This is a genomic window from Nonomuraea sp. NPDC004580 (assembly GCF_040609855.1).
In the GTDB taxonomy this organism is placed as follows: Bacteria; Actinomycetota; Actinomycetes; order Streptosporangiales; family Streptosporangiaceae; genus Nonomuraea; species Nonomuraea salmonea.
The window spans coordinates 1-20,994 of record NZ_JBEXLH010000027.1 but is presented as its reverse complement, the minus strand read 5'-3'; the positions used below and the strand labels follow the sequence as shown (position 1 = coordinate 20,994).

At 71.3% G+C, this 20,994-nt stretch carries 21 protein-coding genes and 1 pseudogene; 6 read left to right on the top strand and 16 right to left on the bottom strand.

All coding sequences use genetic code 11. From position 1 onward, the window contains the following. Nucleotides 1–2 precede the first annotated feature (2 nt). Nucleotides 3–776 carry a 6-phosphogluconolactonase gene (gene pgl, locus ABZW11_RS25785; protein WP_355421988.1) on the top strand — a complete coding sequence of 258 codons (774 nt, stop codon included), beginning with the start codon at nucleotides 3–5 and terminating at the stop codon, nucleotides 774–776. A 107-nt stretch (nucleotides 777–883) separates the two neighbouring features. On the opposite strand, the gene add is transcribed toward pgl, so the two are convergent. After that, nucleotides 884–1,903, bottom strand: coding sequence for an adenosine deaminase (add, locus tag ABZW11_RS25780; RefSeq protein WP_355421794.1), 1,020 nt, complete (start codon nucleotides 1,901–1,903; stop codon nucleotides 884–886). Nucleotides 1,904–2,001: 98 nt separating this feature from the next. On the opposite strand from add, the gene ABZW11_RS25775 reads away from it, so the two are divergent. Further along, nucleotides 2,002–2,754 (top strand): methyltransferase domain-containing protein, encoded by a 753-nt coding sequence (locus ABZW11_RS25775; RefSeq protein ID WP_355421791.1) that lies wholly within the window; start codon nucleotides 2,002–2,004, stop codon nucleotides 2,752–2,754. A 55-nt stretch (nucleotides 2,755–2,809) separates the two neighbouring features. Here the strand turns inward: ABZW11_RS25775 and ABZW11_RS25770 are convergent, their stop codons facing one another. Further along, nucleotides 2,810–3,646, bottom strand: coding sequence for a hypothetical protein (locus ABZW11_RS25770; RefSeq protein WP_355421788.1), 837 nt, complete (start codon nucleotides 3,644–3,646; stop codon nucleotides 2,810–2,812). A gap of 73 nt (nucleotides 3,647–3,719) precedes the next feature. Between ABZW11_RS25770 and ABZW11_RS25765 the strand changes: the two are divergent. Next, nucleotides 3,720–4,136, top strand: a pseudogene (locus ABZW11_RS25765) (Clp protease N-terminal domain-containing protein); the annotation flags it as partial. 211 nt (nucleotides 4,137–4,347) lie between these two features. Here ABZW11_RS25765 and ABZW11_RS25760 read toward each other — a convergent pair. Further along, nucleotides 4,348–5,571: an ROK family protein gene (locus ABZW11_RS25760; RefSeq protein WP_355421985.1), complete on the bottom strand. Its 1,224-nt coding sequence runs from the start codon at nucleotides 5,569–5,571 to the stop codon at nucleotides 4,348–4,350. 46 nt (nucleotides 5,572–5,617) lie between these two features. Beyond that, nucleotides 5,618–6,640 (bottom strand): GNAT family N-acetyltransferase, encoded by a 1,023-nt coding sequence (locus ABZW11_RS25755; RefSeq protein ID WP_355421785.1) that lies wholly within the window; start codon nucleotides 6,638–6,640, stop codon nucleotides 5,618–5,620. Nucleotides 6,641–6,801: 161 nt separating this feature from the next. On the opposite strand from ABZW11_RS25755, the gene ABZW11_RS25750 reads away from it, so the two are divergent. Next, complete coding sequence (locus tag ABZW11_RS25750; protein ID WP_355421783.1) at nucleotides 6,802–8,403, top strand: amidohydrolase; 1,602 nt, start codon at nucleotides 6,802–6,804, stop codon at nucleotides 8,401–8,403. 47 nt (nucleotides 8,404–8,450) lie between these two features. Here the strand turns inward: ABZW11_RS25750 and ABZW11_RS25745 are convergent, their stop codons facing one another. From ABZW11_RS25745 to gap, 5 genes are all read right to left on the bottom strand, one after another. Further along, a complete protein-coding gene (locus ABZW11_RS25745) occupies nucleotides 8,451–8,795 on the bottom strand; it encodes an RNA polymerase-binding protein RbpA (RefSeq protein ID WP_355421780.1) in 345 nt (114 codons plus the stop codon). 73 nt (nucleotides 8,796–8,868) lie between these two features. Beyond that, nucleotides 8,869–9,099 (bottom strand): preprotein translocase subunit SecG, encoded by a 231-nt coding sequence (gene secG, locus ABZW11_RS25740; protein ID WP_345386151.1) that lies wholly within the window; start codon nucleotides 9,097–9,099, stop codon nucleotides 8,869–8,871. A gap of 99 nt (nucleotides 9,100–9,198) precedes the next feature. After that, nucleotides 9,199–9,978 carry a triose-phosphate isomerase gene (gene tpiA, locus ABZW11_RS25735; protein WP_355421777.1) on the bottom strand — a complete coding sequence of 260 codons (780 nt, stop codon included), beginning with the start codon at nucleotides 9,976–9,978 and terminating at the stop codon, nucleotides 9,199–9,201. A gap of 3 nt (nucleotides 9,979–9,981) precedes the next feature. After that, entirely contained in the window at nucleotides 9,982–11,169 is a 1,188-nt protein-coding gene (locus ABZW11_RS25730; RefSeq protein WP_355421982.1) for a phosphoglycerate kinase, read from the bottom strand. 67 nt (nucleotides 11,170–11,236) lie between these two features. Beyond that, nucleotides 11,237–12,241, bottom strand: a complete 1,005-nt coding sequence (gene gap, locus ABZW11_RS25725; protein WP_355421774.1) for a type I glyceraldehyde-3-phosphate dehydrogenase — start codon at nucleotides 12,239–12,241, stop codon at nucleotides 11,237–11,239. Between the two features lie 184 nt (nucleotides 12,242–12,425). Between gap and ABZW11_RS25720 the strand changes: the two genes are divergently transcribed. Further along, nucleotides 12,426–13,067 carry a hypothetical protein gene (locus ABZW11_RS25720; RefSeq protein ID WP_355421771.1) on the top strand — a complete coding sequence of 214 codons (642 nt, stop codon included), beginning with the start codon at nucleotides 12,426–12,428 and terminating at the stop codon, nucleotides 13,065–13,067. A gap of 56 nt (nucleotides 13,068–13,123) precedes the next feature. On the opposite strand, the gene whiA is transcribed toward ABZW11_RS25720, so the two are convergent. The 7 genes from whiA to ABZW11_RS25685 form a co-directional block, all read right to left on the bottom strand. Beyond that, the gene (gene whiA / locus ABZW11_RS25715) at nucleotides 13,124–14,104 is read right to left on the bottom strand and encodes a DNA-binding protein WhiA (protein WP_026214667.1); all 981 of its coding nucleotides are present in this window, start codon (nucleotides 14,102–14,104) and stop codon (nucleotides 13,124–13,126) included. 71 nt (nucleotides 14,105–14,175) lie between these two features. Next, nucleotides 14,176–15,147 carry a uridine diphosphate-N-acetylglucosamine-binding protein YvcK gene (gene yvcK, locus ABZW11_RS25710; RefSeq protein ID WP_355421768.1) on the bottom strand — a complete coding sequence of 324 codons (972 nt, stop codon included), beginning with the start codon at nucleotides 15,145–15,147 and terminating at the stop codon, nucleotides 14,176–14,178. 23 nt (nucleotides 15,148–15,170) lie between these two features. Then, nucleotides 15,171–16,037 (bottom strand): RNase adapter RapZ, encoded by an 867-nt coding sequence (rapZ, locus tag ABZW11_RS25705; RefSeq protein ID WP_355421766.1) that lies wholly within the window; start codon nucleotides 16,035–16,037, stop codon nucleotides 15,171–15,173. Between the two features lie 64 nt (nucleotides 16,038–16,101). Next, complete coding sequence (gene uvrC / locus ABZW11_RS25700; protein ID WP_355421763.1) at nucleotides 16,102–18,030, bottom strand: excinuclease ABC subunit UvrC; 1,929 nt, start codon at nucleotides 18,028–18,030, stop codon at nucleotides 16,102–16,104. A gap of 113 nt (nucleotides 18,031–18,143) precedes the next feature. Next, nucleotides 18,144–18,623, bottom strand: a complete 480-nt coding sequence (locus ABZW11_RS25695; protein ID WP_345386159.1) for a Rieske (2Fe-2S) protein — start codon at nucleotides 18,621–18,623, stop codon at nucleotides 18,144–18,146. A 46-nt stretch (nucleotides 18,624–18,669) separates the two neighbouring features. Next, the gene (locus tag ABZW11_RS25690; RefSeq protein ID WP_355421760.1) at nucleotides 18,670–19,128 is read right to left on the bottom strand and encodes a Rieske (2Fe-2S) protein; all 459 of its coding nucleotides are present in this window, start codon (nucleotides 19,126–19,128) and stop codon (nucleotides 18,670–18,672) included. Nucleotides 19,129–19,259: 131 nt separating this feature from the next. Beyond that, nucleotides 19,260–19,670, bottom strand: coding sequence for a Rieske (2Fe-2S) protein (locus ABZW11_RS25685; protein WP_355421757.1), 411 nt, complete (start codon nucleotides 19,668–19,670; stop codon nucleotides 19,260–19,262). A 187-nt stretch (nucleotides 19,671–19,857) separates the two neighbouring features. Between ABZW11_RS25685 and ABZW11_RS25680 the strand changes: the two genes are divergently transcribed. Continuing rightward, nucleotides 19,858–20,685 carry a DUF2306 domain-containing protein gene (locus ABZW11_RS25680; protein WP_355421754.1) on the top strand — a complete coding sequence of 276 codons (828 nt, stop codon included), beginning with the start codon at nucleotides 19,858–19,860 and terminating at the stop codon, nucleotides 20,683–20,685. Nucleotides 20,686–20,994 lie beyond the last annotated feature (309 nt).

Here is a 20,994-nt window from a genome sequence, read left to right as displayed (position 1 = left end):
AAGTGAGCGTGCCCAGCATCGTCGTGCACCGCGACGCCGACGTCCTGGCCAAGGCCGTGGCGGCGCGCATCATCACACGGCTGGTCGACGTGCAGTCGGCCAAGGGCTCGGCGTCGATCGTGCTGACGGGCGGCACGGTCGGCGTCGCCACGCTGGCCGCCATCGCGGCCACGCCCGCCAGGGACGCCGTCGACTGGCGGCGCCTCGACGTCTGGTGGGGCGACGAACGCTTCCTGCCCGACGGCGACAAGGAGCGCAACGAGACCGGCGCCCGCCAGGCGCTGCTCGACCACGTCGACGTCGATCCGGAGCGGGTGCACGTCATGCGCGGCCCCGACTCCGGCATGTCGGCCGAGGAGTCCGCCGACGCGTACGCCGCCGAGCTGCGCAGGGCCGCGCGGCCCGAGGACCACGGCCCGGTGCCGGCCTTCGACGTGATGCTGCTCGGCATGGGGCCCGACTCCCACGTGGCGTCGCTGTTCCCCGGCATGCCCGCCCTGTACGACACGCGTCCCGTGGTGGCCGTGCACGGCTCGCCCAAGCCGCCGCCGACCCGCATCTCGCTGACCCTGCCCGCCATCCAGGCCTCGCGCGAGGTGTGGGTGGTCGCGGCCGGTGAGGAGAAGTCGGGTGCGGTACGCATGGCGCTGTCCGACTCCGGCCCCGTCCAGGTGCCGGCGGCGGGGGCGCGGGGGCGCGGGCGGACGCTGTTCCTGCTCGACCGGGCCGCCGCGGCCAAGATCCCGCCCGGCCTCGGCCGCCACGCCTCTCCCTGAACCGGCCCGCGAGCCATCCGGCCTCGCGGTTGGCCCAGATCGCTCCGGGCCCGGTCTCCTTGTGCGACCGGGCCCGGCGTGTTCGCCTTCGAGCGGCTTCTGCCGCGTCAGGCAGTCGCGGTGAGGGCGTCGATCTCGGCGAGCAGCGCCTGCTTGCGCTCCTCCGCCAGGTACGACGCCCGCACCCCGTTGCGTGCCAGCTCGGCCAGGTCCTGCCGGCCGAGCCCGAAGACCCGGGCGGCGACCCGGTACTCGTCGGCCAGCGTGGTCGCGAACATGGGCGGGTCGTCGCTGTTCAGCGTCACGAACAAGCCCTCGGCCAGCAGGCGGGGCAGCGGATGGTCCTCGATGCGGGCGATCTGGCCGGTGCACAGGTTCGAGGTGGGGCACACGTCGAGCGGGATCCCGGTCTCGCGCAGGTGGGCCACCAGGCGGGGGTCGTCCAGGCAGTTGATGCCGTGGCCGATGCGCTCGGCGCCGTAGTGCTCGACGACCTCCCAGATCGTCTCGGGCCCGCTCATCTCCCCGCCGTGCGGGACGCTGTGCAGCCCGGCCGCCCGCGCGGCGGTGAACGCGGCACGGTAGGCGTCGCGGTATTTCGGGCGTTCCTGCTCGATCCCGCCGATGCCGAAACCTACCAATGCTGCGGGAGGTTCTTGCAGGGCGTGCTCCAGCGTCACCTTGGCGGCCTCCTCGCCGTACTCGCCGGGGATGTCGAAGATGTACGCCATCTCGACGCCGTGCTCGGTGAGCGAGCGGCCGGCGGCCAGGTCGAGCGCCTCGGTGACCGCGCGCATGGGGAGCCCGACCAGGCGGTGGGCGTACGGGGTGACCTGCAGCTCCGCGTAGCGACCGCCCTGGGAGGCGAGGTCGCGGGCCAGGCCGAGCACGAGGGTGGCGATGTCCTCCGGCTCGCGTACGAGGGCGTTGACGGCGCCGTACACGCGGGCGAAGTGCGGGAAGTCGGTGAAGGTGTAGAAGCGGCGCAGCTCCTCCTCGTCCGCGGGCACGCCGCTGCCGGGGTGGCGCCTGGCGAGCTCCAGCACGGTCGGCACCGAGGCGGAGCCGATGAGGTGGACGTGCAGCTCGACCTTGGGCAGGGCGTCGATGAAGGCGTCGATGGTCATGCGGACGACCCTAGGACGGGTGTTCCCTCGAAGGACAGGCTTTTCGGCTGAATCTCACACCAGATTGTCAGTTTATCCGACTGGGTTAAGCTGAGGCGGTGACCAACGCCGAAGCGTACGATCGCGGCTTCGCCCACCTCAGCTGTCACACCGTCGGCCCCCTCCTCGCCAAGTCCTGTCCTGGCCGGGCACCGCGCCTGCTCGACGTGGGCTGCGGCACCGGCGTGGTGACGGCCGCCGCGCTGGCGCTGGGCGCCGAGGTCACCGCCGTCGACGCCGACGCCGCCATGCTGGAGCTGGCCGCCCGGCGGCACCCGTACGCGACCGTGCGGCTCGCCGCCCTGCCCGACCTGCCGTTCGAGGACGGGCGCTTCGACGCGATCGCCGGCAACTTCGTCATCAACCACGTCCCCGACACCCGCGCGGCGCTCGCCGAGCTGCACCGGCTGCTGCGTCCCGGCGGCACGCTCGCGCTGACCTGGTGGAAGAGCGACGAGATGACCGCCACCAACGTCTTCGCCGACGCCATCGCCCAGGCGGGCATCCCCTACGATCCGCCGGTCAGGCCGTTCTCCGCCCACGACACCCCGCCCCGCTTCACGGCCCTGCTGACCGAGGCGGGCTTCGGCGAACCGGCCGTGGAGTGCGTCCGCTGGCGGCACCAGGTCGACCTCGCGACGTGGTGGACCGACGTGGTCGCGGCGGGCGGCGCCCGCTTCGGCACGATCGCCGCCCGCCCGCCCGAGGTCGTGGAACGTGTCAAAGCCCACTACCTGGCGCTCGCGGCTCCGTACGAACAGGACGGCTTCCCCGTCTGCGCCTACCTCGCCACCGCCCACCGCCCCAGGTAACGCCCACTACTCGGCAACCCGTCAGGCCGGACTCCCCACCGCGCCCGCACCAGCCTCACCGCTGCGCCCGCCGCCGGCCCGGCCCTTCAACCGGCCCGGTCCACCGCTCCAGCCGTTGCCGGGCGTGGCGTTCCTCGCGCTTCGTGACCTCCAGGCGCTGCCTGGCGTCGTCGAGCTTTCCGCGGGCCTTGGCGAGCTTCTTCTCCAGGCGCTGCACCCTCTCCGCCCGCTCGTCGTACTCCCGCTGAGCGCTCTCCAGCGTCGCCAGCCACTCCCGGTGCGCCGCCTCGGCCTCCTCGCGCTCCCTGGCCTTCCTGGCCGCCTCCTCCTCGCGCCTGCGCGCCTCGTCGGCCTCGTCGGCCTCGGCGGCCTCGGCGGCCTCGGCGGCCTCGCCCTTCTTCTTGGCGCGCGACGGCCGCGGCCGGGCGACGGGTGCGGGGGCGAAGCCGCTGTACTGCAGGGGCTTGGCCAGGCGGCCCCGCCGCACCTCGGCGGCCGCCTCCTCGTCCACGAGAGCCGCGTCCAGCGTCTGGTCCACCTCGGTGGCGGCGGCGGCCGACAGGTCACCGGCCTGCCTGGCCAGGCGGCCCACCTTGGCGCTCACCTCGCCCCTGAGCCGGGTCAGCCCGGCCAGCTCGTCCGCGTCCTGCTCCTGCCAGGCCGCGCGCAGCCGCTCCCCCACCTCCAGCAGCTCGTCCAGCTCGGCGGGATGCTCGCGGGAGAGCCGGTTCACCGCCCAGGCCGACACCGTGGGCTTGCGCAGCTTCGCGATCTCCTTGGCGAGCCCGGCGTCGCCCGCCTCCTTGGCCGCGCGGGCCGCCTCCGCCCGGGCGGCGGTGAACTCCGGCGGCGGCACCCCGTACAGGCGGTCCGCCACCTCGTCGAGATCCACACAGGACAAATACCCCTCACAGCCGGTTTTCTAGCGCATAGTGGAGGCAGCCCCAGCCGAACGGAGGCCCCCGGTGTTCGAACGCTTCACCGACCGTGCGCGCAGGGTCGTCGTCCTCGCCCAGGAGGAGGCGCGGATGATGAACCACAACTACATCGGCACGGAGCACATATTGCTCGGCCTCATCCACGAGCGCGAAGGGCTCGCCTCCCTCGTGCTCGACGGGTGCGGCGTGCAGCTGGAGCGCGTACGCGCCTTCGTGGAGCGGGAGGTGGGCCACGGCGACAAGCCGCCCGGCGGGCACATCCCGTTCACGCCGCGCGCCAAGAAGGTCCTGGAGCTGTCGCTGCGCGAGGCCCTGCAGCTGCGCCACAACTACATCGGCACCGAGCACATCCTGCTCGGGCTGATCAGGGAGGGCGAGGGCCCGGCCGCCCAGGCGCTCGCCGACGCGGGCGCGGACCTGACGGACGTACGCCAGCGCGTGCTCAACCGCGTCGGCCGCGGCTCCAAGGAGCGCTCCGGCGAGATGCTCTTCTCCAACGACCCCTCGCTGATCGACCGCCTCACCAGGATCCAGGAGAGCCTCGACCGCATCCAACGCCACCTGGGCATCCAGCGCGAAGAACCCGCCACAGACCAGCGCCGGAACGACGCGAGCGAGGACGAGACGGGCACGGGCTGACGCCGGTTCGCGGAGGTCAGCGCAGGGCGGCCACCGTGTCGAGTGGGTTGTCCAGGAGGCCGGCGAAGGCGAGCTCGGCCGCCCCGGCGAGCGTGGTGTCGTCGCCGAGCGCGGTCACGGCCAGCCGGACGCGTTCGCGCGAGACCGGCAGCACGTGCGCGTCCACGCGGGCGCGCACCCGTGACGCGGCGCCCGGGTAGACGTCGCGCAGCATGCCGCCGAAGACCACGAGCGCCGGGTTGAACAGGTTGATGAGGTTGACGATCCCGACGCCGAGCCAGTCGCCGACGCGGTCGAGCGCGTGGCGGGCGCGGGCGTCGCCGGTGGCGGCGAGGGCGACGACGGTCCTGATGCCCTCGCGGCCGACGAGCTCGCCGGTCCGTCCCGCGTACCCGAGCAGCGCCTCCTCCCCCGCCTCAGCCTCCAGGCAGCCGCGCGACCCGCACAGGCAGGGCCGCCCGTCGAAGGGGTTGACCAGCATGTGGCCGAGCTCGCAGCCGTAGCCTCCGTCGCCGTCGAGCAGCTTGCCTCCGACGATGATGCCGCCGCCGACGCCGACGTCGCCGTGCAGGTAGATGAGGTTGTCGACGTCGCGGCCCGCCCCTCGTACATGCTCGGCGACCGCGCCCAGGTGCGCCTCGTTGCCCACCTCGACCGGCAGCCCCAGCCCGAGCCCGGCGGCCAGCTCGGCGCCGAACGCCTGGTCCACCCAGCCGAGATGCGGCCCATACCGTACGGTGCCGTCGGCCCGCCTGATCAGCCCGCAGTACGACGCCCCGACCCCCACGCACACCGACCCGGGAGCCGCCTCGGCGACCAGTTCGCGCCCGAAGGCGGCGAGGACGCCGACGACGTCCTCCAGATCGACCCCGGCCCGCGCGCGCACGGCCTCGCGCCGGTCGAGCACCCGCCCGCCGAGCCCCACCCGGGCCGCGAGCAGCCGGTCCACGGCGACGTCGAACGCGAGCCCGTACAGCCGCTCCTGCTCGGGCACGACCACGATGGACGGCCGCCCCGCACGCCCCCGGCTGCCGGGCAGCCCCTCGCGGACGAGCCCCGCCGCGGCCAGCTCGGCGGTCAGGTCCATGATCGTGCTGCGGTTGAGTCCCATGCGGCGGCTCAGCGCGGCCCGCGACACCGCCCCCTCTTTGTGCACGCGCCGCAGCACCTCGCTCAGGTTCCGCTGCCGCAGCTGCTCCTGCGTCCGCGCGCCCGCCGCCGTCGCCGTCACCCTCGCCAGCTTAGAACGTGTCCCCGTACGAGCCCAGCGGGGGCGACCTCCTGTCTCAGGCCGGCACCACCGCCCCCACCGGCAGCCGCGCCTCGACCACGCCGGGGTCGTCGGTGTAGCCGAGCGTGGCGCCCAGCGAGACGAGCAGCCGGCGCATCCGTGCGTTGTCGGACAGCATGGACGCCTTGACCTCGGCATAGCCCAGGTCGCGGGCCGTGCGGACGAGCATCCGCGCCATCGCCGTGCCGAGACCGCGCCCCTGCCAGCGGTCCTCGACGAGGAAGGCCATCTCCGCGATGCCGGGGTCGGGGGTGAACAGCAGGTTGGCCATGCCCACGACCTGCCCGTCGTGCCCGGCGACCAGCGAGTGGCCCTTGTTCCTGTCGCACAGCCGGTCGAACATGCGCGGCGGCAGCGTCGGCATCGCGGTGAAGTAGCGGAACCTGCGCGATTCGGGCGAGCAGCGGTCGTGCAGGTCGCGTACGGCCTCGCGGTAGATCGAGGTGAGCGGCCGCACGGTCACCTCGACGCCGTCGGCGAGCTTGATCGCGCGCTCGGCGGCGGGCTGCTCGGTGGCGGGCTGGGCGAGCCTGGCGAAGGCGGCCGCCCTGGCCGCCTCGGTCAGGGTGAAAGGCAGCTCCGCGCGGCGCAGCCGGACCGCCCGCTTGGGCGCGACCGGCACGAGGAGCTGGGTCGGGTCGGGAAGATCACTCACCGCCTCACCATAGATCCACCTGGCGTCGTCCGCGCGCAGCAGCTCGGCCAGCAGCTCGGGCAGCCGCCACGGCATCGTGCGCAGCCTGGAGGCCAGCAGCAGCGCCCTGGTGGGCTCGTCGGTCAGCTCGTGGGCGGTGGCCGGCACCACCTGGACGCGGCGGCCGCCGGCCGCCTCCAGGGCCGCGCGCACGGTCTCGGGCGCGGCGGGGATCTCGGCGACGAACTCGTCGACGGTGCCTTCGGTGTCGGACTGTACGCTCAGGCCGAGGATGTTGCCGCCCCTGTCGGCCAGGGCCGAGGCCAGCGAGGCCAGCCGGCCGGGCCGCTCGTCCACCGTGGTGCGGATGCGCAGGAATCCCATGCGTCAGAGCCTGCCGCGCGGCTGTTACGCGGCCGCTACCGACGTGTTTACATCGCGTGATTCATCGCCAGATGTCCGCTTATATCGCCCTATGTCACCCCAGGACCCTGGAGGCGGGCGGGCACGGCAAGATGGAGCGACTGCGAGAAAGGACACACACGATGAACATCCTCTTCCGCGGCGGCCGGGTCTTCACCCCCGAGGGTGTCGTGACCGCGGCCGTGCTGGTGCGGGGCGGCGTGATCGCCGCCGTGGGGCCGGAGGGGGAGCTGGCGCGCGAGCCGCACGAGACGGTGGATCTCGGCGGCGGCCTGCTGGTGCCGGGTTTCACGGACGCGCACATGCACCCGATTCAGGCGGGCCTCGAACGCGCGAAGTGCGACTTGTCTGAAGTTTTCGGCCTTGAGGCGTACAAAGAAAAGATCGCGGACTATGCCGCGAAAAATCGGGATAAGGAGTGGATCGATGGCGGCGGATGGGACATGTCGGCATTTCCCGGCGGTCTTCCCCACCGGGACGAGATCGACTTTCTCGACCGTCCCGCCTATCTGATCCAGCGCGACCACCACGCCGCCTGGGTCAACACCCGGGCACTCGAACGCGCCGGCATCACCCGCGACACCCCCGACCCCGCCGACGGCCGCATCGAGCGCGACGCGAGCGGCGTGCCGACGGGCGTCCTGCACGAGGGCGCGATGGACCTCGTCGGCCTGCTCACCCCCCGCCCCACCGCCCAGGACCTCCAGGACGCGCTGGCGGACGCCGAGCGGCACCTGTTCTCGCTGGGCGTCACCGGCTGGCAGGACGCCATCGTGGGCTCGTACGCGGGCTCCGACGACCCGCTGCCCACCTACCTGTCCGCGGCCCGCTCAGGGCGCCTGCGGGCCCGTGTGACGGGCGCCCTGTGGTGGGACCGCGCCCGGGGATCGGAGCAGGTCGAGGACCTGGAGGCAAGGCGCGCGTCGGCGGCGGGCCTGGAGCGGTTCAGGGCCGGCTCGGTCAAGATCATGCAGGACGGCATCACGGAGAACTTCACCGCCGCCACGCTGGAGCCGTACTGCCTGTGCGGGGGCACGGGCCTGTCGTACGTGGACCCCGTGAAGCTCAAGGAGTACGTCGCCGAGCTGGACAGGCGCGGCTTCCAGGTGCACTTCCACGCCATCGGCGAGCGCGCGGTGCGCGAGGCGCTGGACAGCCTGGAGGGCACCGACCCGGCCAACCGCCACCACATCGCCCACCTGCAGATCATCGAGCCGTCCGACGTGCCGCGCTTCGCCGCGCTCGGCGTCACGGCCAACCTGCAGCCGCTGTGGGCCACCCACCACGCGCAGATGGACGAGCTGACCCTGCCCTACCTGGGCGAGCCGCGCTCGTCGTGGCAATATCCGTTCGCCGACCTGGTGTCCTGCGGCACCCGGCTGTGCGCGGGCAGCGACTGGCCGGTCTCCAGCGCCGACCCGCTGCAGGGCATGCACGTGGCGGTCAACCGTACGGAACCGGGCGGCTCGGTGCACGCCGGCTACCCGACGGCGCAGACGCCGTTCCTGCCCGGCCAGCGCATCGGCCTGGCGACGGCGATGCGGGCGTACACCGAGGGCTCTGCCTGGATCAACCGCTCACCGGCGGGGCGCATCGAGCCGGGCCGGCCCGCCGACCTGGTGGTGCTCGACCGCGACCCGTTCGAGCTGCCGCCCGGCGACATCTGGACGACACGGGTGCGGATGACGTTCGTGGACGGCGAGGTCGTGCACGAGAGGGCCTGAGACAAGCCGAAGGGGCCCCGGCGTCGCCGGGGCCCCTTCTACCGCCGTTACCAGGGGGACTTGCTGCTGCGCAGGCGCTCCAGTGCCTCCTCGAGGATCGCCTTGCCGTCCTTGTCGCTCCTGCGCTCCTTCACGTAAGCCAGGTGCGTCTTGTACGGCTCGTTCTTCGGCGGGGCAGGCGGGGCCTCCTCGTCCTGGCCGGCTGGGAGGCCACAACGCGGGCAGTCCCACAGCTCGGGGACCGCCGCGTCGCTGGCGAAACTGGGGCGCGTCTCGTGCATGTTGGCGCACCAGAACGAGACCCGCACTCTCGGAGCCGCCTCGCCGCGCTCGGCCTCCCCCATCGGGCCGGCGCCGACTCGGCTGCCACGGATCGCGTTGCCACTACCCACGGATGAACTCCTCGCTCGATCGCCCCGTGTGCGGACACGGGGGGAGAATCACTGTCACGCGTTAACTAAGTGCTCAGGACCGCAGAAGCAGGCCCAGAGCGATGATGCAGACGAACCAGACCACGCCCGTGATGACGGTCAGCCGGTCGAGGTTGCGCTCCACCACCGAGGAACCACCGAAGTTCGACGAGAAACCGCCGCCGAACATGTCAGACAGGCCACCACCCTTGCCCTTGTGGAGCAGGACGAGCAGGATCATGAGAAGGCTCGCCAGGATGAGGGCGATGGAGATTCCGAGTTCCACGGTATGCCTGTTCCTTCGATGCTCTGTTACGCGTGACGATTCAAACTTGCCTCTTGAGGGTACGACCTGATGTCAAGTCGCACCCCCAGAACGGCCGAGTTAGCCGGGTATATCAGAGAATCGGCAGATCTTCGCGAACTCCCCGGCGTCGATGCTGGCACCGCCCACGAGCGCGCCGTCGACATCCGGCTGAGCCATGATCCCCGCGATGTTCCCTGACTTGACCGAGCCACCGTAAAGGATACGGATCCCCGAGGCCACTTCGGTGTCGTAGAGCTCAGCGAGTCTCACTCGCAACGCTCCGCAGACCTCCTGTGCGTCCTCAGGGGTGGCCACCTCGCCGGTGCCGATCGCCCACACCGGTTCGTAGGCCACCACTATCGATTTTGCCTGCTCGGCGTCGATTTTGCGCAGCGCGCCGTCGAGTTGGCCGAGACTGTACGCGATGTGGCCGCCCTCTTGACGCACCTCCAGGCCCTCGCCCACGCACAGGATGGGCGTCAGCGAGTGGCGGTAGGCCGCCTGCACCTTGGCGTTGACGAGGTCGTCGTCCTCGCCGTGGTATTGGCGGCGCTCGGAGTGGCCGATCGTCACGTAGGTGCAGCCGAGCTTGGCCAGCATGGCGCCCGACACCTCACCGGTGTAGGCGCCACCGTCGTGCCTGGACAGGTCCTGGGCGCCGTACACGATCCTGAGCTTGTCGCCGTCGACCAGGGTCTGGACGCTGCGCAGGTCGGTGTAAGGAGGCAGGACGGCGACCTCGACCTTGTCGAAGTCCTTGTCGTTGAGCGCGAAGGCCAGCTTCTGGACCAGCGCGATGGCCTCGAAGTGGTTGAGGTTCATCTTCCAGTTGCCGGCGATGAGCGGCTTGCGCTGCAACTCTCAGTCCTCCAGGGCCGCGAGTCCGGGGAGGGTCTTGCCCTCGAGGTATTCGAGGCTGGCCCCGCCACCCGTGGAGATGTGCGAGAAGCCGTCCTCGGGCAGGCCGAGCCTGCGTACGGCGGCCGCGGAGTCGCCGCCGCCCACCACGGTGAACGCGTCGGCGCCGATGAGCGCCTCGGCCACGGCCTTGGTGCCGCCGGAGAACGCGTCGAACTCGAACACGCCCATCGGCCCGTTCCAGAACACGGTCTTGGCGTCGGCGACCTTGCTCGCGAACAGCTCGCGCGTCTTCGGCCCGATGTCGAGCCCCTCGCGGTCGGCCGGGATCGCGGTGGCCTCGACCACGTCGTGCTCGGCGTCGGGCGCGTAGGTGACCGCCGCGAGCACGTCGACGGGCAGCACCAGCTCGACGCCACGCCGCCCGGCCTCGTTGAGGAAGCCGCGCACCTGGTCGAGCTGGTCCTCCTGCAGCAGCGAGTTGCCGACCTCGTGGCCCTGGGCCTTCAGGAACGTGTACGCCATGCCGCCGCCGATGAGCAGCCTGTCGACCTTGGTCAGCAGGTTGGCGATGACGCCCAGCTTGTCGGAGACCTTGGCGCCGCCGAGCACGACCACGTAGGGGCGCTCGGTGTCCTCGGTGAGCCTGCGCAACACCCCGACCTCGGCCTCGACCAGCCCGCCCGCCGCGTGCGGCAGCAGCCTGGGCACGTCGTAGACGCTGGCGTGCTTGCGGTGCACGGCGCCGAAGCCGTCGCCGACGTAGAGCTCGGCGAGGCCGGCCAGCTTCGCCGCGAACGCGCCGCGCTCGGCGTCGTCCTTGGACTCCTCGCCCGGCTCGTAGCGGAGGTTCTCCAGCAGGGCCACCTGACCGTCCTGGAGCGCCTCCACCGTGCTCGCGGCGCTGTCGCCGACCACGTCGGTGGCGAAGGCGACGTCCTGGCCGAGCAGCTCGCCCAGGCGGGCCGCGACGGGCCGCAGCGAGTATTTCGGCTCGGCCTTGCCCTTGGGCCTGCCCAGGTGGGCGCAGACGACGACCTTGGCGCCCCGCTCCAGCAGGGCCTTGATCGTCGGGACCGACGCGCGGATGCGGCCGTCGTCGGTGATCGTCTCCCCGTCGAGGGGGACGTTGAGGTCGGCGCGCACGAGCACGCGCCGCCCCTTCACGTCGAGATCGTCGAGCGTGCGCATGCTCATGCTCCCGTTCCTGCGGGGCACGCGGACGGCGCGCCCCGGTGTGTACGCGACCGCTCCGGCATCAGAGCCCGCGGCCCACCAGCTCGACCAGGTCGGCCAGGCGGTTGGAGTAGCCCCACTCGTTGTCGTACCAGCCGACGACCTTGACCTGGTTGCCGATCACCTTGGTGAGCCCGGCGTCGAAGATGCAGGAGGCCGGGTCGGTGACGATGTCGGAGGACACGATCGGGTCCTCGGTGTAGGTGAGGATGCCCTTGAGCGGGCCCTCGGCGGCGGTCTTGACCGCGGCGTTGACCTCCTCGACCGTGACGTCGCGGCCGACCTCGACGGTCAGGTCGGTGGCCGAGCCGGTGGGGATCGGCACGCGCATGGCGAAGCCGTCGAGCTTGCCCTTGAGCTCGGGCAGGACCAGGCCGATGGCCTTGGCAGCGCCGGTGGAGGTGGGCACCACGTTGAGCGCGGCGGCGCGGGCACGGCGCAGGTCCTTGTGCGGGCCGTCCTGCAGGTTCTGGTCCTGCGTGTAGGCGTGGATGGTGGTCATCAGACCCTTCTCGATGGTGAAGGAGTCGTGGATGACCTTGGCCATCGGGGCCAGGCAGTTGGTGGTGCAGGAGGCGTTGGAGATGATCGTGTGCTGGGCCGGGTCGTACGCGCCGTCGTTGACGCCCAGCACGAGGGTGACGTCCTCGTTCTTCGCCGGGGCGGAGATGATGACCTTCTTCGCGCCGTTGTCGGCGTGCACCTTGGCCTTGGCGGCGTCGGTGAACAGGCCGGTCGACTCGACGACGACGTCGACACCGAGGTCACCCCACGGCAGCTTGCCCGGGTCACGCTCGGCGAAGACCTTGATCGACTTGCCGTCGACCGTGATCTCGTCGCCGCCGGCCTTCACCTCGTAGGGCAGGCGGCCCAGGATGCTGTCGTACTTCAGCAGGTGCGCGAGCGTCGCAACGTCGGTCAGGTCGTTGACCGCGACGATCTCGATGTCCTTGCCGCTGGCGGCGACAGCGCGCCAGAAGTTGCGACCGATGCGGCCGAAGCCGTTGACGCCTACGCGGATGCTCACGGGAACCGATCTCCTCGAACAGATGCGGGCTGGAAACCTCAATCACGAACCTTATCGGACCCAAATTGGTTTAGACCACTGCAGGTACCGCCATGTGAATCGGCGTTCCTACGACACGTTTTGCGAGGTTCGAGTAAAGTGCCCGACTCGTCGGAGTAAATTCGTGCATTCTCTGGGGGCTGAGATGTCACATAAGCGGTCCGGCCTACTATCCGGGCTCTTCATCGGCCTGCTCGCCGCGCTCGTCTGCGCGGCGGGGCTCGGGGCGGCGGTGCTGTACCAGGAGAGCCTGCCGGAGGCGGTGATGAGCTTCGGGGGCGGAGTGCCCATCTCGCTGGCACTGTCGCTGCTCATCGCCCTCCTCGTCACGCTCGCCATGGGCGCCGTACGCCCGCGCAGCCTCCTGCTCGTCCCCCTCGCCGCCGTGTACGCGGGCGGCGCCGTCGCGGCCGGCCAGATCACCGGCTCGTCCGTGCTGATCGGCGCGGGCCTGCGCACGCCCGCTGACCGCACGCCCGCCGACCTGTCCGACGTCAGCCTGCCCGTCTTCAACCAGGGCCTGCCGTACGCGCTGCGCGTCTACCGCGAGCCGCTGGCCGAGACCTGGCCGGCCTGGCTCTACATCGCCGTGGCCGCGCTGGCCGCGCTCGTCCTGCTCACCCTGCGGGTCCTGCGTGTGCGCCGGGCGCAACGCGCCGAGACACCCGACCAGCCGGAGGACTCCTCCGGCGAGCCGGAGTATCGAGCCCCCTTCGAGCCCGCCCAGCAACCCGCCCCCAAGCCCACCACGGACCTGTTCACCCCGCGCAAGCCCGCCCGCGACTAGCCCGCCGCCCCGGCGAGGGACGGGTGGTGCCCGTCCCTATGCGCCGGCGAAACCGGTCACGGGGCCAGCATGTCCACTGTGAGATTGGCCTCAGTGTTGGGAATGCCCAGGTCGGACGCCCTCTTGTCGGCCATCGCCAGCAACCGCCTGATGCGCCCCGCGATGGCGTCCTTCGTCAGCGGCGGGTCGGCGATCTGCCCGAGCTCCTCCAGCGACGCCTGCTTGTGCTCCACCCGCAGCCGCCCGGCCACCACGAGGTGCTCGGGCGCCTCGTCGCCGAGGATCTCCAGCGCCCGCTGCACCCGCGCGCCCGCCGCCACCGCGGCCCGCGCCGAGCGCCGCAGGTTGGCGTCGTCGAAGTTGGCCAGCCGGTTGGCGGTGGCCCGCACCTCGCGGCGCATCCGCCGCTCCTCCCAGGCCAGCACGCTGTCGTGCGCCCCGAGGCGGGTCAGCAGCGCGCTGATGGCGTCGCCGTCGCGGACCACCACGCGGTCCACCCCGCGCACCTCGCGCGCCTTGGCGTGGATCTTCAGCCGCCGCGCCGAGCCCACCAGCGCCAGCGCCGCCTCCGGCCCCGGGCAGGTGACCTCCAGCGACATCGACCGGCCGGGCTCGGTCAGCGAGCCGTGGGCCAGGAACGCGCCGCGCCAGGCGGCCTCGGCGTCGCAGGCCGCGCCCGCCACGACCTGGCGGGGCAGCCCTCGCACGGGGCGGCCGTGGTTGTCGATGAGACCCGTCTGCCTGGCCAGCGCCTCACCGTCGCGGTAGACGCGTACGACGTAGCGCGAGCCCTTGCGCAGCCCGGCGGGGGCCAGCACCAGCACCTCGGCCTTGTGCCCGAACACCTCGCCGATGTCCTTGATCAGCCGCCGCGCGGTGGCGTTGGTGTCGAGCTCGGCCTCGATCACGATCCGCCCGCCCACCAGGTGCAGGCCGCTGGCGAACCGCAGCAGCGTCGATACCTCCGCCTTGCGGCAGCACGGCTTCAGCACCGGCAGGCGGCTCAGCTCGTCCTTCACCACACCTGTCATCGCCATGCGTTAGTCCTCTCCCCCATTCAGACCGGCTCTCTTGAGTCTCTCGCACCTTCGCGCCACGCCGACCAGGATCAACGCTTCTGGAGGAAAATCTCGTCCAGGACGGAGGCAAGACGTCGTGGGTCATGCCGGGGCGAGCCGTCGGAGGCGGCCACGTCGGCCATGACGAGCCTGGCGCCGAGCGCGCCCGCCGCCTTGTCGAGGGCGTCGGGATCGTCGACGACCCCGGTGTCGGCGAGCACCACGTCGATCGACAGGTCGGGAGCGTGCTGCCCGAGCACCTCCAGGTGCTGCTGGGGGGAGAAGTCGTCGGTCTCGCCCGGCTGGGGGGCGAGGTTGAGCGTGACCAGCCGCTTCGCGCGGGTGGCGTGCAGCGCCCTGGCCAGCGCGGGCACCTTGAGGTGCGGCAGCACGCTGGTGAACCACGACCCTGGCCCGAACACCACCCAGTCGGCCTCCAGCACCGCCGCGACCGCCTCCGGCCTGGCCGGCGGGTCCTCGGGCACCAGCGAGATGGCCTGTACGCGGCCAGGCGTCGAGGCGCAGGCCACCTGGCCGCGTACGGGCGAGATGACGCCGTCGAGCTCCACCTCGGCCACGATGTCGAGCGGCACCGAGGCCATCGGCAGCACCCGCCCGTGCGCGCCCAGCAGCCGCCCGACCCAGTCGAGCCCGGCCACCGGGTCGCCGAGCAGCTCCCACAGCGCCACGATCAGCAGGTTGCCGACCGCGTGGCCGTGCAGCTCACCCTCGCTGCGGAAGCGGTGCTGGACGACCTCGCTCCAGGTGCTGCCCCACTCGTCGTCGCCGCACAGCGCGGCCAGCGCCATGCGCAGGTCACCGGGCGGCAGCACGCCCAGCTCGCGGCGCAGCCGCCCGCTGGAGCCGCCGTCGTCGGCGACCGTCACCACGGCGGTCAACCGGTCGGTCACCATCCGTAAGGCCGACAGGGACGCGTAGAGCCCGTGGCCGCCGCCCAGCGCGACGACCGCCGGCCCGACGCCGGTCCTGCCGACGCCCAGGACGTCGGGTGCGCCCGTCATCGGTGACGGAACGCCTTCATCGGTCACTCCCGCCCCACATCCCGGTGGCTCACCTGGACCTCCATGCCGCGATCACGCAGCCGGGCGGCGACCTGCTCGGCCATCGCCACGCTGCGGTGCTTGCCGCCGGTGCAGCCCACCGCGAGCGTCGCGTAGCTCTTGCCCTCGCGCGCGTAGCCGGCCGCGACCACCTGCAGGACCTCCTCGTAGGCGTCGAGGAACTCCTTGGCGCCCGGCTGGCCGAGCACGTAGTCGCTGACCGCGGGGTCGAGCCCGTTCATCGGCCGCAGCTCGGGCACCCAGTGCGGGTTGGGCAGGAACCGGCAGTCGACCACGAGGTCGGCGTCGACCGGCAGGCCGTACTTGAAGCCGAACGACACGACGTTGAGCCGCAGCCCCGGCCGGTCGTCGCCGCCGAAGAAGTCGACGATCTTGCCGCGCAGGTCGTGCACGTTGTGGGTGGAGGTGTCGATCACCAGGTCGGCGTTGGCGCGCACCTCGCGCAGGATGCCGCGCTCCCTGGTGATGCCGTCGACCAGCCGCCCCTCGCCCTGCAGCGGGTGGGGCCTGCGGACGTTCTCGAACCTGCGCACCAGCTCCTCGTCGCTCGCCTCGAGGAAGACCACCCGCACGCGGACGCCGCGCCCTTCGAGCTCCTCGATGGCGGCGTTGAGGTCGGTGGTGAAGGCCAGGCTGCGCACGTCGACGACGGCGGCCACCTTGTCGGCGGCCAGCTTGACCTTGCCCGCCTCCTCGGCCATGGCGAACAGCAGCCCGGGCGGCAGGTTGTCGATGACGAACCAGCCCAGATCCTCGAGCGCCTTGGCGGCGGTGCTGCGCCCCGCCCCGGACATGCCGGTGACGATGACGAACGCCGGCTCGGTGCTCATCGTCTCACCTCACCCGCGGGCGGGCAGGAACGTACGGCGTGCGCACCCTGGCATCCTGGCGAGATCAAGGTGACTCTCCCTTCAGCGTCGACACGATGACCTCGGCGATGGACGGGCCGATGCCGGGAACCTCGCAGATTTCGGCGGCAGTGGCCTCGCGTAGCTTTTTCACGGAGCCGAAGTGTCTGAGCAGCGCCTGCCTTCGCGCCGGCCCTAGGCCGGGCACGCCGTCGAGCGCGCTCTCCTTCACCGTCTTGGACCTCTTGGATCGATGGTAGGTGATGGCGAACCTGTGCGCTTCGTCCCGCACCCGTTGCAGCAGGTAGAGACCCTCGCTTGAACGAGGCATGATCACCGGCTGGTCGTCGCCCGGCAGCCACACCTCCTCCAGCCGCTTGGCCAGGCCGCACACCGACACGTCGTCGATGCCGAGCTCGTCGAGCGCCCGCTGCGCGGCGGCCGCCTGGGGGCCCGCGCCGTCGACCACGACGAGGTTGGGCGGGTAGGCGAACTTGCGCGGCTTGCCGGTCTCCGGATCGATGGGGCCGCCACCCGCGTCGTCGTCGGCCGCCAGCTCGCCGGTCGCCGAGCGCTCCTCCAGATAGCGGCGGAACCGGCGGGTGATCACCTCGTGGATCGAGGCGACGTCGCCCTCCTTGGTCTTGACCGCGAAACGCCGGTATTCGCTCTTGCGGGCCAGGCCGTCCTCGAAGACCACCATGGACGCCACGACGTTCTCTCCCTGCAGGTGGGAGACGTCGTAGCACTCGATGCGCAGCGGCGCCTGGTCGAGGTCGAGCGCGTCGGCGATCTCCTGCAGCGCCTTGCTGCGCGTGGTCAGGTCGCCGGCGCGGCGGATCTTGTGCTGGGCCAGCGACTCCTTCGCGTTGCGCTCGACGGTCTCCATCAGCGCCTTCTTGTCGCCGCGCTGCGGCACCCGCACCTCGACGCGGGCCCCGCGCTGCTCGGTCAGCAGCTCGGCCACCGCCTCGGTGTCGGGCGGCAGCGCGGGCACCAGCACCTCGCGGGGCATCGACTCGGCGTTGGCCTCGGCGTACATCTGCAGCAGGAACTGCTCGACCAGCTCGCCCGGCGAGGTCTCCTCGACCTTGTCGACCACCCAGCCGCGCTGGCCCCTGATGCGCCCGCCGCGCACGTAGAACACCTGCACGGCCGCTTCGAGCGGGTCTTCCGCCAGCGCGATCACGTCGGCGTCGGTGCCCTCACCGAGCACGACGGCCTGCTTCTCCAGCGCCCGCTGCAACGCCTGGATGTCGTCACGCAGCCGGGCGGCGCGTTCGTACTCCTGCTCGGCGGCCGCCTCGCGCATCTCCTTCTCGAGACGCTTGATGAAGCGGCTGGTGTTGCCCGCCATGAAGTCGCAGAAGTCCTCGGCCAGGTCGCGGTGCTCCTCAGGAGTCACCCGGCCGACGCACGGCGCCGAGCACTTGTCGATGTAGCCCAGCAGGCACGGCCGCCCGATCTGCCCCGCCCGCTTGAACACCCCGGCGCTGCACGTGCGCACAGGGAAGACCCGCAGCAGCAGGTCGACGGTCTCGCGGATGGCCCAGGCGTGGGAGTAGGGGCCGAAATAACGGGTGCCCTTGCGCTTGGCGCCGCGCATGACCTGCACGCGCGGGAAGTCGTCGCCCATGGTGACCGCGAGGTAGGGGTAGGACTTGTCGTCGCGGTATTTGACGTTGAAGCGGGGGTCGAACTCCTTGATCCAGGAGTATTCGAGCTGCAGCGCCTCGACCTCGGTGCCGACGACCGTCCAGTCGACGTCGGCGGCCGTGGTCAGCATCGACTGCGTGCGGGGATGCAGCGCGGAGAAGTCGGCGAAGTAGGAGTTGAGCCGCTGGCGCAGGCTCTTGGCCTTGCCGACGTAGATCACCCGGCCGTGCGCGTCCCTGAACCTGTAGACCCCCGGGGACTCTGGGATCGAACCCGGCCTGGGCCGGAAACTCAAGGTGTTAGCCGTTGATCTCGCCACGCCTGTCAGCCTAGTAGCCCATACCGACAGAGTCGCCCGCCGTACTCTTCGCGCTCGCACGGCGGGCACCCCGTCAGTCCAGCAGGGTCAGGCCAGCAGGTCAGGCCAGCAGGTCAGGCCAGCATGATGCTGTCGCCCTCGACCTTGATCTCCTGCGCCGGCAGGGGCTTCTGCGCCGGCCCGCCGGACACGGATCCGTCGGCGATGGCGAACATGCTGTTGTGGCACGGGCACACGATCGCGCCGTTCTCGACGCTGGTGACCGGGCAGCCCTTGTGCGTGCACAACGCGCTGAACGCCTTGAACTCGCCCTCGGTGGGCTGCGTCACCACGATCTTCTGCTCCTTGAAGACCGTGCCGCCGCCCACCGGGATGTCGGCGGTCTTGGCCAGCGCGCCGCCGGCCGGGGCCTCGGACGCCGTCGCGCTCGCCTCGGGGGCACCCGACTGCGGGGCGCTCGACTCGGCTGGGGATGGCGCGGTCTGCGCCGTGTCGGTACCGGAGTCGCCGCTGCACGCGCTGATCGCCAGCGCCAGGCCACCCACGCCGACACTCGCGAACACCGCTCTGCGGCTCTGAAGGTCATCTGCCATGCGCCTCACCCAAGCGCACCCAGCTGAGAAATTCATGAGACGAGTCTCAGGCGAGTCTGATCTTCTCGCCGTCCACTTCGATCTGCTTCTCCTCCAGCGGGCTGCCCGCCGGTCCGTCCGTCACCGAGCCGTCGGCGATGCTGAACTTGCTGCCGTGGCAGGGGCAGTTGATCGTCTGGTTCGAGACCGAGGCGACCGTACAGCCCTGGTGGGTGCAGACCGCGCTGAACGCCTTGAACTCGCCGGCCGTCGGCTGCGTCACGACGATCTGCTGGTTCTTGAAGACCTTGCCCCCGCCCTCGGGGATGTCGCTGGTGTCGGCCAGCGCCTTCGCCTTGGCCTTGGCCTCGCCCTTCTTGGGTGCGGACGACGCCTCCTCCTCAACCGGCGCCTCCACGTCCGCCTCGGTCTCCGGCGTGCCGTAGCTCGCGCAGGCCGTCAGCACGGCCGCCAGGCCGGCGGTGCCGGCCCCGAAGACAACCGTCCGCCGCGTCGTTTCCGTCATCGTGCGTCCTCCCAGATCGGCTTTCACTCCCAGGTACGGCCCGCGCCCTGGCAGGGGTTCAGCGTGCCGCACCCCAATCGGGCCGACTACGCACAATTACCGATTGGCAGAACGCATCCGGCTTCCGGAGCTCAGCCGACGATCACGATGCCGTCGCCTTCCACCTTGACCGGGAAGGAGGGCAGCGACCCGGTGGCCGGTCCCTTCGTCGCCTTGCCGGTGTCCGCGGTGAACTCGCTGCCGTGGCACGCGCACCTGATGACGTTGTCCTTGGGCGTACCGACCTGACACCCCTTGTGCGTGCACAGCGAGCTGAACGCCTTGAAGACCCCCGGCTCGGGCTGCGTCACCACGACCTTCAGGTCCTCGATGAGCTTCCCCCCGCCCACCGGCACGTCCGCCGTCTTGGCCAGCACCTTCCCCTTGAGGCTGGGCTGAGCCTGCGCGCCCCCTGAGCCGCACGCGGTCAGCGCCGCCAGCCCACAGGCCGCCACCCCCGCCGCACCCAGCATCTCCCGCCGCCGCAACCCGTTTCCGGACATGGCTCCGCCCCGATCTGTCCCGTCGCCTGATGTTCTTCGCGCGTACGCATGCGCGTGCCGTATCTGCCGGCCGCCGGTGTCGCCCCCGATTGCGGCCGTCATCGTGAGAACAGCTTATTGACGACCCCCCTCGGTCCGGTCAGCGGGTGGTACGCCCACGGTCAGCGCCACCCCCCACCCTCGGACCATGACCATCCCCACTAACCAGACCCCCGCCGACCCGACCCCAGCCGGCCGCACCCCCTCCGGCCCGCTCACCTCCGACCCGCTCACCTCCGGCCGAGCCACCTCCGGCCGAGCCACCTCCGGCCGGGACGCTCCTGCCTCGGTCGTGCGTCCTCGATGGTGGCGCAGGCCGTGGGTGGCGCCGTTGATGGTGGTGGCGGCGGCGTTCGTGGCGTTCTCGCTGCCGCCGTACCTGTCGCTGGACCCCGCACAGTCACGAGTGCCGGCCCCTGATTTCTTCCCGCCGCACTTCGTGGTGCTCTCCCTGCACGTGGTGTTCGGCTCGATCGCGATGATCACGTGCTGCCTGCAGATCTGGCCGTGGTTCCGCGCCCGTCATCCCCGCGCACACCGCCGGATCGGCCGCGTGTACGTCTTCGCCGGCTGCCTCCCCAGCGGTCTCCTCGGCCTGACCGTGGGCGTGGCGACACCATGGGGCCCGGTCACGATGGTCAGCAACGTCCTGCTGGCCCTGCTGTGGCTGGGCTGCACGCTGGCCGGCTGGCGGATGGCCAGGCAGCGCCGCTTCGTTGACCACCGCCGCTGGATGGTGCGCAGCTTCGCCCTGACCATGTCGATCGTCACCAACCGCATCTACGGCGTGCTGTTCGGAATCCTGCTCTTCCCCCAGCTAGACACGACCTTCAACGGCGACGAGACGCAGCTGATGCAGACGATCGCGGCCCTGAGCGCCTGGCTCGGCTGGGTGCTGCCCCTGCTGGTGGCCGAGTGGTGGCTGGAACGCACCGACGCCGCCAAGCGCCGCGCCCGCGCCCACCGCTCAACCTGACAACCGACCACCACACCTAGCCTCACCACACAACCTCACAACCGACCACCACGCCCGGCCCCACCACACAAGCTGACAACCAACCACCACGCCCGGCCCCACCACACAAGCTGACGAACAGCCACCTCGACCCACCGGCCGCGAGACCCACCCCCTCTCCGACAGCACCCGCGACCGGGCGATCCGCCCCCGGGCGTCAGGGGGCGGATCGGGTGGGATGCTCCTATTGATGTCAAGCGCTGGTTTCATGATCGGTTCTGGTGATGATCTGGTAGAGCTCGCGGGCGATGTAGCGTTTGAGGCAGCGGA